This window comes from Fulvimarina uroteuthidis (assembly GCF_034321785.1).
Classification (GTDB): domain Bacteria; phylum Pseudomonadota; class Alphaproteobacteria; order Rhizobiales; family Rhizobiaceae; genus Fulvimarina; species Fulvimarina uroteuthidis.
Genome location: NZ_JAXLPB010000004.1, coordinates 144,499 through 158,094, shown reverse-complemented (window position 1 = coordinate 158,094; position 13,596 = coordinate 144,499). Strand labels below are relative to the sequence as shown.

Annotated in this window: 15 protein-coding genes; 7 read left to right on the top strand and 8 right to left on the bottom strand. The window is 64.8% G+C overall.

The genetic code is table 11. From position 1 onward, the window contains the following. Positions 1-114 precede the first annotated feature (114 nt). On the top strand, positions 115-1,419 hold the full coding sequence (locus U0C82_RS12975; protein ID WP_322187590.1) for a homoserine dehydrogenase: 1,305 nt from the start codon (positions 115-117) through the stop codon (positions 1,417-1,419). Between the two features lie 295 nt (positions 1,420-1,714). Here U0C82_RS12975 and U0C82_RS12970 read toward each other — a convergent pair whose 3' ends face one another. The 5 genes from U0C82_RS12970 to purC form a co-directional block, all read right to left on the bottom strand. Next, positions 1,715-1,999 carry a hypothetical protein gene (locus tag U0C82_RS12970; RefSeq protein WP_322187589.1) on the bottom strand — a complete coding sequence of 95 codons (285 nt, stop codon included), beginning with the start codon at positions 1,997-1,999 and terminating at the stop codon, positions 1,715-1,717. 131 nt (positions 2,000-2,130) lie between these two features. Then, positions 2,131-2,811 (bottom strand): phosphoribosylformylglycinamidine synthase subunit PurQ, encoded by a 681-nt coding sequence (gene purQ / locus U0C82_RS12965; RefSeq protein WP_322187588.1) that lies wholly within the window; start codon positions 2,809-2,811, stop codon positions 2,131-2,133. Continuing rightward, positions 2,808-3,065 (bottom strand): hypothetical protein, encoded by a 258-nt coding sequence (locus tag U0C82_RS12960; protein ID WP_322187587.1) that lies wholly within the window; start codon positions 3,063-3,065, stop codon positions 2,808-2,810. Before U0C82_RS12960 ends, purQ begins: the two co-directional genes overlap by 4 nt. A gap of 21 nt (positions 3,066-3,086) precedes the next feature. Continuing rightward, complete coding sequence (gene purS, locus U0C82_RS12955; RefSeq protein WP_322187586.1) at positions 3,087-3,329, bottom strand: phosphoribosylformylglycinamidine synthase subunit PurS; 243 nt, start codon at positions 3,327-3,329, stop codon at positions 3,087-3,089. Between the two features lie 70 nt (positions 3,330-3,399). Further along, a complete protein-coding gene (purC, locus tag U0C82_RS12950; RefSeq protein ID WP_322187585.1) occupies positions 3,400-4,164 on the bottom strand; it encodes a phosphoribosylaminoimidazolesuccinocarboxamide synthase in 765 nt (254 codons plus the stop codon). Between the two features lie 362 nt (positions 4,165-4,526). Between purC and U0C82_RS12945 the strand changes: the two genes are divergently transcribed. After that, a complete protein-coding gene (locus U0C82_RS12945) occupies positions 4,527-4,844 on the top strand; it encodes a DUF1476 domain-containing protein (RefSeq protein WP_322187584.1) in 318 nt (105 codons plus the stop codon). After that, positions 4,841-5,617: an HpcH/HpaI aldolase family protein gene (locus tag U0C82_RS12940; protein WP_322187583.1), complete on the top strand. Its 777-nt coding sequence runs from the start codon at positions 4,841-4,843 to the stop codon at positions 5,615-5,617. The genes U0C82_RS12945 and U0C82_RS12940 overlap by 4 nt, the downstream gene beginning before the upstream one ends. A 186-nt stretch (positions 5,618-5,803) precedes the next feature. On the opposite strand, the gene U0C82_RS12935 is transcribed toward U0C82_RS12940, so the two are convergent. Together U0C82_RS12935 and U0C82_RS12930 are read right to left on the bottom strand one after the other, a co-directional pair. Continuing rightward, positions 5,804-6,361, bottom strand: coding sequence for an RBBP9/YdeN family alpha/beta hydrolase (locus U0C82_RS12935; RefSeq protein WP_322187582.1), 558 nt, complete (start codon positions 6,359-6,361; stop codon positions 5,804-5,806). A 112-nt stretch (positions 6,362-6,473) separates the two neighbouring features. After that, positions 6,474-7,319 (bottom strand): tetratricopeptide repeat protein, encoded by an 846-nt coding sequence (locus U0C82_RS12930; RefSeq protein WP_322187581.1) that lies wholly within the window; start codon positions 7,317-7,319, stop codon positions 6,474-6,476. A gap of 133 nt (positions 7,320-7,452) precedes the next feature. Here U0C82_RS12930 and U0C82_RS12925 point away from each other — a divergent pair, with 133 nt between their 5' ends. The 4 genes from U0C82_RS12925 to U0C82_RS12910 all read left to right on the top strand — a co-directional run bounded on the left by U0C82_RS12925 (position 7,453) and on the right by U0C82_RS12910 (position 10,503). Beyond that, positions 7,453-8,865, top strand: coding sequence for a leucyl aminopeptidase family protein (locus tag U0C82_RS12925; RefSeq protein ID WP_322187580.1), 1,413 nt, complete (start codon positions 7,453-7,455; stop codon positions 8,863-8,865). Positions 8,866-8,892: 27 nt separating this feature from the next. Beyond that, positions 8,893-9,786 carry a C40 family peptidase gene (locus U0C82_RS12920; protein WP_322187579.1) on the top strand — a complete coding sequence of 298 codons (894 nt, stop codon included), beginning with the start codon at positions 8,893-8,895 and terminating at the stop codon, positions 9,784-9,786. An 82-nt stretch (positions 9,787-9,868) separates the two neighbouring features. Continuing rightward, positions 9,869-10,120 carry a type II toxin-antitoxin system Phd/YefM family antitoxin gene (locus U0C82_RS12915; RefSeq protein WP_322187578.1) on the top strand — a complete coding sequence of 84 codons (252 nt, stop codon included), beginning with the start codon at positions 9,869-9,871 and terminating at the stop codon, positions 10,118-10,120. Between the two features lie 5 nt (positions 10,121-10,125). Further along, positions 10,126-10,503 carry a type II toxin-antitoxin system VapC family toxin gene (locus U0C82_RS12910; RefSeq protein WP_322187577.1) on the top strand — a complete coding sequence of 126 codons (378 nt, stop codon included), beginning with the start codon at positions 10,126-10,128 and terminating at the stop codon, positions 10,501-10,503. Between the two features lie 3 nt (positions 10,504-10,506). On the opposite strand, the gene uvrA is transcribed toward U0C82_RS12910, so the two are convergent. Then, a complete protein-coding gene (gene uvrA, locus U0C82_RS12905) occupies positions 10,507-13,434 on the bottom strand; it encodes an excinuclease ABC subunit UvrA (protein WP_322187576.1) in 2,928 nt (975 codons plus the stop codon). Positions 13,435-13,596: the final 162 nt, after the last annotated feature.

The following is a 13,596-nucleotide window of genomic DNA, read 5'->3' as shown; positions in this document are numbered from 1 at the left end:
TGCGCCCGTCCCGTGCTTGCGTCCCGCGCGCCACTTACCGAAACCCGGCCCAGGGCGCGCTGCCACGGAGCGAGCGCGGTGCCCCGAAAGCTCAAGAACTGCGACTGAAGATTGATGACGAAACCTTTGCGGATCGGAATTGCCGGTCTTGGAACCGTTGGCGCAAGCCTTGCCCGTCTCCTCCAGACCAAAGCCGGCTCCATCCTTCACCGGGCCGGACGTCCGATCGAGGTCGTGGCGGTATCGGCCCGCGACCGGGCCAAGGATCGCGGTTTCGATGCGGGCGCCATGGAATGGCACGACGATCCGGTGACGCTCGCCGCCCAGGCCGACATTGACGGCTTCGTCGAACTGATCGGCGGCGCCGATGGTCCGGCGCTCGAATGCGTGACGGCGGCGTTGAAGCGCGGCATTCCCGTGGTGACGGCCAACAAGGCGCTTCTGGCCCATCACGGGGTGGACCTTGCCCGGCTGGCAGCCGCCAACGGCACGGAAGTTCTCTACGAGGCGGCCGTCGCGGGCGGCATCCCGATCATCAAGACCATGCGCGAAAGCCTGTCCGGCAACGACGTCACGCGCGTCTACGGCATTCTCAACGGCACCTGCAACTACATGCTGACGCGCATGGAGCGCGAGGGGCTGAGCTTCGACGTGTGCCTCAAGGACGCGCAGGATCTCGGCTACGCGGAAGCCGATCCGACGTTCGACATTGGCGGCTTCGATGCCGCCCACAAGCTCGCCATCCTGACGTCGCTCGCCTTCGGCACCGAGATCGATTCCGGCTCGATCTATATCGAGGGCATTGAGCGCGTGACCTCCGAAGACATCGCGGCGGCCAAGGATCTCGGCTACACGATCAAGCTTCTGGCGGTCGCCCAGCTGACCGATACCGGCATCGAGCAGCGCGTGCATCCCGCACTCATTCCGGCCGCCGCCGCCATGGCGCAGGTCTCCGGCGTCACCAATGCGGTCGCCGTCGATACCGACCTTCTCGGCTCCATCATGCTGGCCGGCCCCGGCGCGGGCGGCGATGCGACCGCCTCGGCGGTCCTGTCCGACATCATGGACCTTGCCACCGGCGTCGTCCTTCCGACGCTCGGCATTCCGGTCGACAAGCTGAAGCCCTACACCCGCGCCCGGATGCGGGCGCATGAGGGCGGCTACTACATTCGGCTTTCGGTACACGACCGGGTCGGCGCCATCGCGGCGATCGCGACGCGCATGGCGCAGAACGAGATTTCGCTCGAATCGATCGTCCAGCGCCGCAGTTCCGGCCATGGCGACAAGGCGATCGCCACCGTCATCCTCGTGACGCACGAGACGACCGAGAGCGCGGTGCGCGCGGCGCTTCTCTCGATTTCGGAAGACGGTCATCTGGCCGGCGAAGCCCAGATGCTGCGGATCGAGCAGCTCGACTGAGCAGTCTGAGGTGTCGGATTGTGCGCCCGGTTCTCGAACGAGGGCCGGGCGTTTTCGTGCGCGGCGTTGGGTTTGGTGCGAAGGGCGCAGCGGTGCAGGGGAGCTCCGGAATTCGGGCGAGCCATCGAATGTCGCAGGAATGGCCGTCGAGTTTTCGGCGGGTCCTCAGACATTCCGGATCCTCGGGACGCGGCCCGAGGAGCCACTCAAGCCAGCACGGGACATGTTGCCAGCGAAGCTATCCCGCCGCGAAAACTGGAATAACGCCCTCTACCGAGCCCCTGCTGAATTCAAATCAGCTCACGCAATCGTCGCTGCCCGATTGCCAGCGGGCGATGTCGCTCTCGGCGCGCTGGCCGATCTCTTCGCTCAGAAGCGGGCCGTAGACGGAAACGTTTCCGGTCCCGGCGGTGCCTTCGGCCACGAGAAGCGGCCGTGCCTCGGGCTGGCCGGTCGGCACCAGAAGAAAGCGCGGCTTGCCGGAGAAGGAGGAAAGCTCCGGTGCGAGGCTGTAGGAATCGAAGGCCGGATCGCCGGATTTGAACCAGCAGCGATCGGCGTTGAGCGTCAGGCGCTCCATCAGATCAAGGCCTGCTTCCGCGGGGGCAGGACCCGGCTTATCGGGCTCGGGCTTCGATGCGCAGGACGACACAATCAGAAGAGCGGAGAGTGCGGCGGCAGCGCGTGCGCCCTGGCCAGATAGCCGCATTTTCATGCAGCTTGCCGCATGGTCATGCCCAACGCGCCCTCGAAGATGGCGCGGCCATCGGTGCCGCCATGCTCGGGCTCGATCAGGTTTTCCGGGTGGGGCATCATGCCGAGCACGTTTCCGGCCCCGTTGACGATCCCGGCTATATCGCGCAGCGCGCCGTTCGGATTGGTGCCCTCGGCATAGCGGAACACGATCTGGTCGCCGTCCTGAAGGGTCTTCAGCGTCGCATCGTCGGCGAAATAATTGCCGTCATGGTGGGCGACCGGGCAGCGGATGATCTGGCCCTGCGTGTAGCCGCCGGTGAAGCGCGTGGCCGCATTGGTGACTTCGAGCCGCACCTCGCGGCAGACGAAGCGCAGCGTCGTGTTGCGCATCAGCGCGCCCGGCAGAAGCCCCGCCTCGCACAGGATCTGGAACCCGTTGCACACGCCGAGAACCGGAACGCCCTTTGCCGCCGCATCCGCCACAGCCCGCATGACCGGGGAGCGAGCCCCGATCGCGCCGGCCCGCAGATAGTCGCCGAACGAAAATCCGCCCGGGATCACAATGAGATCGGATTTCGGAAGCGCGGTTTCGGTCTGCCAGACGGTCGCCGGCATCTTGCCGGTAATGGTCTTCAGCGCCGCGATCATGTCGCGATCGCGATTGAGGCCGGGGAGAAGAACGACGGTGGTGTTCATGAATGCGGCTCGTAGGATGTTGGCGGCTCGGCGAGCTCTCGAAGGTTCAGCCGACGCTCGATGCGGTCCATGCGCTCGTCATGGCGATCAAGCTTCAGATAGATATTATGAATATCGCCCTGCATGGAAACAAAGTGCCCACGGAGCGCATTCAACTCTTGGCGAATGCCTTGCTGCCCGAATTTTAATTCGGAGATATCAGCCTGAATCTGTTTCAGCACTTCGAAGATCAGGTCGTTCGTGACCTCGGCCATCGCTGCAACTCCCTGCTACCGTTAATCGAGGATTATATCGTAATCCTCAATCACCGTATTGGCCAGAAGCTTGTCGCACATCTCGGCGAGCTGCCGTTCGGCCGCCGCCCTGTCGTCACCTTCGAGCTTGACGTCGAACACCTTGCCCTGACGGACCTGTCCGACGCCGTCGAAGCCGAGATGGCCGAGCGCGCCTTCGATGGCTTTTCCTTGCGGGTCCAGAACGCCGTTCTTCAGCGTAACGACGATGCGCGCCTTGATCACTGTATCTGCCTGTCTTTCGAATGGATGAGTCTCAATGCCGGTGCCGGCTGCTTGACGGGTTTTTTCCGTCTTACTTGACCAACACCGGCCCCGAGGGGCGCGGCGGCTCGTTTTCATTCATGATGCCGAGCCGGCGTGCAACCTCCTGATAGGCCTCCACGAGGCCGCCCATGTCCCGGCGGAACCGGTCCTTGTCCATCTTTTCCTGGGTGTTGATGTCCCACAGACGGCAGGAATCGGGGCTGATCTCGTCGGCGACGACGATCCGCATCATGTCGCCCTCGAACAGGCGCCCGGTCTCGATCTTGAAGTCGATGAGCTGGATGCCGACGCCGAGAAAGAGGCCGGACAGGAAGTCGTTGACGCGGATGGCGAGCGCCATGATGTCGTCGATTTCCTGAGGGCTCGCCCAGCCGAACGCCGTGATGTGCTCTTCCGACACCATCGGATCGTCGAGCGCGTCGGCCTTGTAGTAGAATTCGATGATCGAGCGGGGCAGCACCGTGCCTTCCTCGATGCCGAGGCGCTTTGCGAGCGAGCCGGCGGCGATGTTGCGCACCACCACCTCGAGCGGAATGATCTCGACTTCCTTGATGAGCTGCTCACGCATGTTGAGCCGCTTAATGAAGTGAGTCGGAATGCCCATCTTGTTCAGATGGCCGAAGATATATTCGGAGATCCGGTTGTTGAGGACGCCCTTGCCATCGACGATCTCGTGCTTCTTCTTGTTGAAGGCGGTCGCGTCGTCCTTGAAGAACTGGACGAGCGTGCCGGGCTCGGGCCCCTCATAGAGGATCTTGCCTTTGCCTTCGTAGATGCGGCGACGACGTGTCATATTAAACTCTGTTCCTGGCCTTGGCGAAACACGAGCCGGGGATCGGTCTCAAGGCTCGTTTCAGCTTCGTGAATAGACCAAGGCGCGTTCCATCACAATCGGCACGCTGCCGGCCCATGTTTCGATGTGCGTATCGAAAGTCGGTATCGCCGGGTTAAAGGTCAAGCGGCACAAGGGGCAAAGGCCGGCGGAAAGGCCGAGGAGCCGAGCTTATCCCCCGTTCTTTCGGTCAAAAGGGCGAGCGGATCGCGATCACGAATGGCGGCGCCCGCCGCGATGTGTGAAACTGGACACGTACGACACGAAATGCCGCCGAGCGTGCCTTCGCTGCTGCCCGACGGGTCCGATGGAGGAAACCAACCATGACGATGGCCGACCGCGAACGCGATTTCGAAAATCGCTTCATCCACGATCAGGAACTGAAGTTCCGCATCCGGGCCCGCCGCAACAAGCTTGCAGGCCTGTGGGCCGCCGGGATCATCGGCAAGACCGGCGCCGACGCGAACGCCTATGCCCAGGAGATCGTCCGGGTCGATTTCGAAAAGCCCGGCGACGACGACGTGTTCGAGCACCTGCGGGACGACCTCGCCAAGGCCGGGTCCGACCTGTCCGATGCCGACATTCGCGCCAAGCTCGTCGAACTCCTGCAACAGGCCGAGCGCGAGGTGATGGCGGAATGAGCCGGATGGCGGGCGCGCTCGATATCCTGCGCAACGGTGCCGGCCCGGCCATCTCGGCCTGGCTGTCCTCGCCCGACCCGTTTACCCAGGAAGCGTTCCTCAGCGCGGGGTTCGACCTCGTGACCTTCGACATGCAGCACGGCATGCTCGACAAGGGCGACGTGCGCGACGGCATCACCCGCGCCTACGCCTTCGCCAAGCCCGCCTTGGTGCGCGTGCCCGTCGGTGCTTACGATCACGTCTCCTGGGCGCTCGACATGGGGGCGAGCGGCATCATCATGCCGATGATCGAGACGGCGGACGAGGCGCGCGCCTTCGTCAAGCACGCGAAATATCCCCCGCTCGGCCTGCGCTCCTATGGTCCGATCCGCGCCGCGCCGCTCGCCAGGGGCGGCGATACGCCGGCCTATGTCGCCGCCGCGAACGCCGAGACCTTCGCCTTCGGCATGATCGAGACCGGCCGGGCGATGGACGCGCTCGACGAGATTGCCGGGATCGAAGGCCTCGACGGGCTGTTCGTCGGGCCGGCTGATCTCTCCATCGCCCTGTCCGACGATGCGAGGGTCGATCTCGACGGGCCGCGGCTCGAAGCGGCGATGCAGCGGATCGCCGAGGCCTGCCGTAAGAACGGCAGGATCGCGGCGTGCTACGCGCCCACCCCCGCCTATGCGCGCCGTTTTGCCGATATGGGGTTCAGTTGCGTGTGCGCCGGCCTCGACGTGACGATCATCGCGGAAGGCGCAAAGCGGTTCGCCGCGGACTTGCGGCGCTAGCCTGTCGTGCGTCCGGTCAGGCGCACGACAGGCTAGCCCTCTCTTCGGTTTCACGCATCGGGCTTTCCGAACAGCGCTTTTCGGGCCGATGCTCCAAGACCGTCGGCGGAAGCGCCATGAGATGGAGGCGCCGCATTCCGGACGCGACGTCTTTCGACGGGGCGGGCAGCTGAGGACGCCGGAAGGTCAGAAGGCGGACAGGCCGCTCATGAACTTGCCGAAGGTGAGCAGGCCTTCGGGCCAGGGGCCGTGTCCGGATTCGGCATTGATGTGGCCGACATCGCCCGCATCGATGAAGAGCGAGCCCCAGGCGCCCGCCACGTCCTCGGCTTTCTCGAACGAGGAGAAATCGTCGTTGCGGCTGGCGACGACGACCGAGGGGAAGGGCAGGGGATCGCGCGGATAGGGCCCGAAAGTCATCAGGTGGCGCGGACGGATGGCCGGGTTCTCGACGTCGGGCGGCGCCACGAAGAACGCGCCGGCCACGGTCCGTTCGAAGGCCGGGATCGCCAGGACGGCGGCGGCGACGCCGAGAGAATGGGCGACCAGAATCACGGGCTTCGTCGCCTGGTTGACCGCGGCCGCGATTTCCGCCGACCAGTCTTCCCGGACCGGCTTGGTCCATTCGGCCTGACGGACGCGCCGCGCCGTCGAGAGCTTTCGCTCCCATCTCGTCTGCCAGTGATCGTCCGGCGAGCCCTTGTAGCCCGGAACGATGAGGATGTCGGCTTCGGCGATACGCATGCGGTGTGAAGTGGAAAACCGAACGCGGCTTGTCAATCCGTGGTGTCCCGGCAAGCGACGTTTCTTTCGTGCATCACGGTGCTTGCAGGCGCAGGCCGGACGCCGCGGCCGGTCAGCCTTCCTGGCCTTCCTGCTTCAGCTTCGACCATGTGTTGGTCTGGGACAGCATTTCGCGCAGGAAGGCGACGTTGGCCTTGGCTTCGTCCGGCGACAGCGTCCCGGCGGCAACCTTTTCGGCTTCCTCGAACCGCCCCTGAAGGCCGATCGCGAGCGCCAGGTTCTGGCGGATGCGCGCATCGCCGTCGGGCTGACGCAGCGCCGCCGTCAGGTAATGCTCGGCCTGGGGAAGATCGTCGGCCAGAAGGTAGGAGAGGCCGAGATTGGACAGGACCGTCGCCTCGTTCGGCTTCAGGACCAGCGCCTTCTGGAAGAGGGCGCGGGCTTCGTCCGGCCGTCCGAGCTGGTCGAGAATGGCGCCTTCCGCGGAATAGAGCCGCCAGTCGGGATAGTCGGGGGTCTGGGCGCGGCGGATCGTCTCCAGCGCTTTCGGCAGGTCGCCGGCCGCCGCCAGCGCCTTGCCGTAGGCGGACAGGACGTCCCGATCCTTGGGATGGGAGATCGCGACCTGCTGCATCACGGCGAGGGACTGCTCGTTGCGGCCAGCCATCTGCAGCGCCGCGGAATAGCCGAGGCCGATCTGCTTGTTCTTCGGGTCCGTCTCGTAGCGCTGGCCGTAGGCATCGACCGCCGTCCGCAGTTCCCCGGACGACATCTGCGCCACGGTGGAGGCCGGTGCCCTGGCCGGTGCCGGCTGAGCCTCGAGGCCTGCGGGGCGGGCGATCGAGCCCGTCGTTTCGTGGCTCACCTTGTTCGCGCAGCCCGACACCACGAGGACGGTCATCGCGCCAAACAACAGAAGGGCCTTTTTCGAAGCTGCTTTCGGACTAATGTTGGGCATGCGTCGCGCTCTCGTTCTGGTTCGGCGAAAAGGGGCGGGTCTGGATCAGCCGAGCTTGTCCGGTGTTGCCTCGAAGAATAATTCGTTAACCCTAATGGTCGGTTAATAGGCCGGCCTTTCCGCGGGAGTTCAGATGTCCATTTCCCTCGTCGCCAAACGTGCCGCCGCCTCGCGACCGATCGTTCTCGTTCGCCCGGGCGAGCGCGACGGGTTGCGCGAGGATGCCCGGCGATGGGCCGAACTCTCTCGCTTCGACGGAGCGACGGGCGAGGTCTGTCTCGTGCCGGGCGGCGAGGGAATCGGCGAGGTGCTCTTCGGCCTCGGCAAGCCGGAGGCGCGCGATCCGAGCGACAGGGCCCGCACCGCCCTGCGCCTCGGGACACTTGCCGCAAAACTGCCGGACGGCGACTGGCATCTCGACGAACAGAGCGATCTCGACCCCGATCTCGCCGGACTTGCCCTGAGGCTCGGCGCCTATGCCTTCGATCGCTACAAGACGGGCTCGTCGCGCGACGGTTCGGCCGGCGGCAACGCCGTGCGCGTCCATCTCGGCGATGCCGCCGCGATCGGGCGGGCCGGTACGATCGCGGACGGCGTCTGCCTCGCGCGCGATCTGATCAACACGCCGGTCAACGACATGGGCCCGGCCGAACTCGAACGAGCAACGCGCGATCTCGCCGTCCGCCACGGCGGTTCCGTCGATTCCATCGTCGGCGACGCGCTGATCGAGCGCAACTTTCCGATGATCCACGCGGTCGGGCGGGCGAGCGTTTCGGCGCCGCGCCTTCTGGATTTCGTGTGGGGCCGCGGGGATGCGCCGAAGGTGACGCTGGTCGGCAAGGGCGTCTGCTTCGACACGGGCGGCCTCGACATCAAGCCCTCGTCCAACATGCTGCTCATGAAGAAGGACATGGGCGGCGCGGCCAATGTTCTCGGCCTGGCTTCGATGATCATGGCGGCAAAGCTCGACATGCGGCTGCGCGTCCTCATTCCCGCCGTGGAGAACTCGATTTCGGCGAACGCCTTCCGGCCGAGCGACGTCCTGACGAGCCGCAAGGGCAAGTCGGTCGAGATCGGCAACACCGACGCGGAAGGCCGCCTCGTTCTCGCCGACGCGCTGGCCTATGGCGACGAGGAGGCGCCGCAGACGATGATCGACATGGCGACGCTTACCGGTGCGGCGCGCGTGGCGCTCGGTCCCGATCTTCCCGCCTGGTTCACCGAAAGTCCAAGGTTGGCGGAGGAGGTGGCGGAGGCCGGCACGCGCCTTGCTGATCCGTCCTGGCGCCTGCCGCTCTACCGGCCCTACGAAGGCGATCTCGCGTCCAAGGTCGCCGACACCAACAATGTCAGCTCCGGCGGCTTCGCGGGCGCCATCACCGCGGCGCTGTTCCTCGAGGGTTTCGTCGAGAAGGCCGCGGAGTGGGCTCACTTCGATCTGTATGGCTGGCGCCCGAAAGCCTCCGCCATCGGCCCGGTCGGCGGCGAAGCCTATGCCATCCGCTCCCTGTTCGACGTTCTGTCGCGGCGCCATCCCGCCCAATGATCCGCACCAAAAGACAAGCATTTTGACATGACCGAAAAGCTCAACCCACGCCTCAACGCCTATCGCGCCGATCTCGCCGACCTCACCCTCAAGGGCCGCGTGTCCGCCGAGCGCTTCATCGAAGGCCAGCCCGGCCTCGTCTCGGTGCCGATCGCGCCGCTCCACCGCGAGCCCGGCCACGGCTCGGCGCTCGATACCGAAGCCCTGTTCGGCGAGCGGCTCGTGGTCTTCGACGAGACCGAAGTGGACGGCGAGGCCTGGGCCTGGGTCCAGCTCGACGACGACGGCTATGTCGGCTACACGCCGTTCGCCGCTCTCAATCCGGCCGGGGGTGGCGGGGCGGACGATATCCCGACGCACCGGATTTCGGTACCGCGCACGCTTCTGTTCCCCGAACCCGACATCAAACGGCCCCCGGTCGCCGATCTGCCGATGGGCGCGCTCGTCACCGTCGTCGGGGAGGCGGAAGACAGAAATGCGCGCTATCATCTCATCGACGGCGGCGGCGCGATCGTGCAGCAGCACGCCAGACCGCTCGGCGCGGTGGAGACCGATTTCGTGGCCGTCGCGGAACGGTTCCTGGAAACGCCCTATCTGTGGGGCGGCAAGAGCGCGCTCGGGATCGACTGCTCGGGGCTCGTGCAGCTGGCCTGTCACATGGCGGGCATCGACGCCCCTCGCGATTCCGGCGACCAGGCCCGCGAGCTCGGCACCCGCATCGCAGGCATCGAGGCGCTGAAGCGCGGCGATCTGATCTTCTGGCCCGGCCATGTCGGCATCATGCTCGACGGCCAGCGCCTGCTGCACGCCAACGCCTTCCACATGCTGACGGCGATCGAGCCGCTGGCCGATGCGGTGGAGCGGTTCGAGGAGAAAGGCGTGGGGTTGAGTGCGGTTCGGCGGTTGTTGCCGAAACCATGAGAGCCGGCGACTTTGCCGGATGATCCTGCTTGAAACCGGGGTCGAACCTGTCTAGCTTTTTTCCATGGCAACGATCGTGGACATGGACAAAGCGAAGAGCGAACTTCCCGACCTCTTGGCGCGCGCCGAAGGCGGTGAAGAGATATGGATTGCACGGCGCAATCTGCCGGTGGTTCGCCTTGATCCGATCCCACGTGCTGCGACAGGACAGCGTGTTCCCGGTGCATTGGCCCATCTGTTGAAGGATGTGCCGAAGGATCTCTGTCTGGAGCCGATGTCGGAGGAGGATTTGCGCGATTGGGAAAACGGGCACGAGACTGACCCGCTCAAATGAGGGCCTTGATCGATACGCATGTCCTGCTCTGGTGGGTTCTTGCGTCCCCGAACCTCTCCAATCGCGCAGAAGCGTTGCTCCGGGATGACGCGAACGAGATATTTGTCAGCGCGATCTCTGCATTTGAAATAGCCAACAAGCATCGGCTCGGAAAGCTGCCGGAAGCCACGCCCCTCATCGAGAATTTCGAAGAAGTCGTCCATTCGCAGAAATTTCAGGTCGCCAAACTCACGGCCGCGCAGGGGCTCCGCGCCGGTCAGATCCTGTCCGATCATCGCGATCCGTTCGATCGGATCATCGCGGTGCAGGCGATGGATCTCGCAATTCCCGTGATTACCGTCGATGCCAAAATTGCCTCGCTCGGCGCCGATACCCTCTGGTAACAGCTACTCCGCCGCCACCTTCGTCACCTTCTTCATCGGCCGCCGCTCCAGTAGCTCCTTCAGGAACTTGCCCGTATAGGAGCGCTTTTCCTTGCAGATATCTTCCGGGGTGCCGGTGGCGACGAGTTCGCCGCCGCCGTCGCCGCCTTCGGGGCCGATGTCGACGACCCAGTCGGCGGTCTTGATGACCTCCAGATTGTGCTCGATCACCACCACGGTGTTGCCCTTATCGACGAGGTCGTGCAGCACTTCGAGAAGCTTTGCGACATCGTGGAAGTGAAGGCCGGTGGTCGGCTCGTCGAGAATGTAGAGCGTGCGGCCGGTCGCCTTGCGCGACAGCTCCTTGGCAAGCTTCACACGCTGCGCCTCGCCACCGGACAGGGTCGTCGCCTGCTGTCCGACCTTGATATAGCCGAGCCCCACCTCCTTCAGCGCAACGAGCTTGTCGCGCACGGCCGGGACGGCGGCGAAGAAGTCGACGCCTTCTTCGACCGTCATGTCGAGCACGTCGGCGATCGAGCGCTCCTTGTAGGTGACTTCCAGGGTCTCGCGATTGTAGCGCTTGCCGTGGCACACGTCGCAGGTCACGTAGACGTCCGGCAGGAAGTGCATTTCGATCTTGATGACGCCGTCGCCCTGGCAGGCCTCGCAGCGCCCGCCCTTCACGTTGAACGAGAAGCGGCCGGGCTGGTAGCCGCGCGCCTTGGATTCCGGCAGGCCCGAGAACCAGTCGCGGATGGGCGTGAACGCGCCGGTATAGGTGGCCGGGTTCGAGCGCGGCGTGCGCCCGATCGGCGACTGGTCGATATCGATGACCTTGTCGAGATGTTCGAGCCCCTCGATCCGGTCGTGCTCGGCCGGCACGTCGCGGCCGTTGGCGATGCGGCGCGAGGCGGCCTTGAACAGGGTCTCGATCAGGAAGGTGGACTTGCCGCCGCCGGACACGCCGGTGACGCAGGAAAACAGGCCGACCGGGATCTCGGCGGACAGGTTCTTCAGATTGTTGCCACGCGCGCCGACGACCTTGACCGCCTTGCCCTTCCTGGCCTTGCGGCGCGTCTGCGGCACCGGCACGCCGAGATCGCCGGAAAGGTAGCGCCCGGTGAGCGAATCCGGATTGCCCATCACCTCCTCGGGCGTGCCCGAGGCGATGACGTGGCCTCCGTGCACGCCGGCCGCCGGTCCGATGTCCACGACATGGTCGGCCTCGCGGATCGCATCCTCGTCATGCTCGACGACGATCACCGTATTGCCGATGTCGCGCAGATGCTTGAGCGTGACGAGCAGGCGCTCGTTGTCGCGCTGGTGCAGGCCGATGGACGGCTCGTCCAGGACATAGAGAACGCCGGTCAGCCCGGAGCCGATCTGCGAGGCGAGCCGGATGCGCTGGCTCTCGCCGCCCGACAGGGTGCCCGACGAGCGCGACAGCGTCAGATAGTCGAGCCCGACATCGTTGAGAAAGCGCAGCCGGTCGCGGATTTCCTTGAGGATGCGCACCGCGATCTCGTTCTGCTTCTCGTTGAGATGGGCGGGAAGGTTCTCGAACCAGTCGGCGGCGTTGCGGATCGACAGTTCGCTGACCTCGGCGATATGCCGGCCGGAAATCTTGACCGCCAGCGCCTCGGGCTTCAGCCGGTGGCCGTTGCAGGCCGGGCAGGGGGTGGCCGACATGAAGCGCTCGATCTCCTCGCGCATGAAGGTCGAATCGGTTTCGCGCCAGCGCCGCGCCAGATTGGTGACGACGCCTTCGAAGGTCTTCGTGGTGGAATAAGCGCGCAGCCCGTCCTTGAAGCGGAACTCGATCTTGTTCTTGCCGGTGCCGTTGAGGATCGCGTCCCGCGCCGTGTCCGACAGGTCCGACCACCTGTCGGTCTGCTTGAAGCCGTAATGCTGGCCGAGGCCGTCCAGCGTCTGGCCGTAATAGGGCGACGTGGACTTCGCCCACGGGGCGATCGCCCCGCTTTTCAGCGTGACGTTTTCGTTCGGCACCACGAGCTTTGGGTCCACCGCCTGCTGCGAGCCGAGACCGTCGCATTTGGGGCATGCCCCGAACGGATTGTTGAAGGAGAACAGGCGCGGCTCGATCTCCGGGATCGTGAAGCCGGAGACCGGGCAGGCGAACTTTTCCGAAAACAGCAGCCGCTCGTGGGTCTCGTTCTTGTTCCGGTTCGCGCCGGCGCTGGCCAGCCGTTCGTTCGGCAGGGGCAGGTCCGCGAATTCGGCGACCGCCAGCCCGTCGGCAAGGCCGAGCGAGGTCTCGATCGAATCGGCGAGGCGCGATTTCATGTCCTCGCGCACCACCACGCGATCGACCACCACATCGATGTCGTGCTTGTACTTCTTGTCGAGCGCCGGAACGTCGGCGATCTCGTAATATTCCCCGTCCACCTTGACGCGCTGGAAACCCTTTTTCTGAAGCTCGGCCAGTTCCTTGCGATATTCGCCCTTTCGGCCGCGGATCATCGGGGCGAGGAGATAAAGCCGCGTGCCTTCCTCGAGCGCCAGCACCCGGTCGACCATCTGGCTGACCGTCTGGCTTTCGATCGGCAGGCCGGTCGCAGGGGAATAGGGAATGCCGACACGCGCGAAGAGGAGGCGCATATAATCGTAGATCTCGGTGACGGTCGCCACCGTCGAGCGCGGGTTCTTCGAGGTGGTCTTCTGCTCGATCGAGATCGCCGGAGACAGGCCTTCGATCAGGTCGACGTCCGGCTTCTGCATCATCTCGAGAAACTGGCGCGCATAGGCCGAAAGGCTCTCGACATAGCGTCGCTGGCCCTCGGCATAAATCGTGTCGAATGCGAGCGATGATTTGCCGGAGCCCGAAAGGCCGGTCATGACGATCAGCTTGTCGCGGGGAATATCGAGATCGACATTCTTCAGATTGTGCTCGCGCGCGCCGCGGATGGAGATCGTCTTCAGTTCGGCCATGAGGAGCGGTACCGGTCTTTTCGGAATTGTCTGGATCGACGCCTATCTATGGCGAGCACCAGGCAGTTTAAAGCGCGGATTGACTCAAAGAAAGAGTTTGTTCTAACTTTGTTCCGGTCGCGACGATGCGGCCTGGCGGGCGGTACCGGTTGTTTTCTGTTG

Excerpts from the sequence above, each read along its gene's own strand:
- U0C82_RS12920 (WP_322187579.1), top strand. The coding sequence starts at position 8,893 with ATGACCGAAAAGCTCAACCCACGCCTCAACGCCTATCGCGCCGATCTC.
- U0C82_RS12975 (WP_322187590.1), top strand. The coding sequence starts at position 115 with ATGACGAAACCTTTGCGGATCGGAATTGCCGGTCTTGGAACCGTTGGC.
- U0C82_RS12930 (WP_322187581.1), bottom strand. The coding sequence starts at position 7,319 with ATGCCCAACATTAGTCCGAAAGCAGCTTCGAAAAAGGCCCTTCTGTTG.
- U0C82_RS12940 (WP_322187583.1), top strand. The coding sequence starts at position 4,841 with ATGAGCCGGATGGCGGGCGCGCTCGATATCCTGCGCAACGGTGCCGGC.
- U0C82_RS12925 (WP_322187580.1), top strand. The coding sequence starts at position 7,453 with ATGTCCATTTCCCTCGTCGCCAAACGTGCCGCCGCCTCGCGACCGATC.
- uvrA (WP_322187576.1), bottom strand. The coding sequence starts at position 13,434 with ATGGCCGAACTGAAGACGATCTCCATCCGCGGCGCGCGCGAGCACAAT.
- purQ (WP_322187588.1), bottom strand. The coding sequence starts at position 2,811 with ATGAACACCACCGTCGTTCTTCTCCCCGGCCTCAATCGCGATCGCGAC.
- purC (WP_322187585.1), bottom strand. The coding sequence starts at position 4,164 with ATGACACGTCGTCGCCGCATCTACGAAGGCAAAGGCAAGATCCTCTAT.
- U0C82_RS12935 (WP_322187582.1), bottom strand. The coding sequence starts at position 6,361 with ATGCGTATCGCCGAAGCCGACATCCTCATCGTTCCGGGCTACAAGGGC.
- U0C82_RS12960 (WP_322187587.1), bottom strand. The coding sequence starts at position 3,065 with ATGGCCGAGGTCACGAACGACCTGATCTTCGAAGTGCTGAAACAGATT.
- U0C82_RS12970 (WP_322187589.1), bottom strand. The coding sequence starts at position 1,999 with ATGGAGCGCCTGACGCTCAACGCCGATCGCTGCTGGTTCAAATCCGGC.
- U0C82_RS12915 (WP_322187578.1), top strand. The coding sequence starts at position 9,869 with ATGGACAAAGCGAAGAGCGAACTTCCCGACCTCTTGGCGCGCGCCGAA.
- U0C82_RS12945 (WP_322187584.1), top strand. The coding sequence starts at position 4,527 with ATGACGATGGCCGACCGCGAACGCGATTTCGAAAATCGCTTCATCCAC.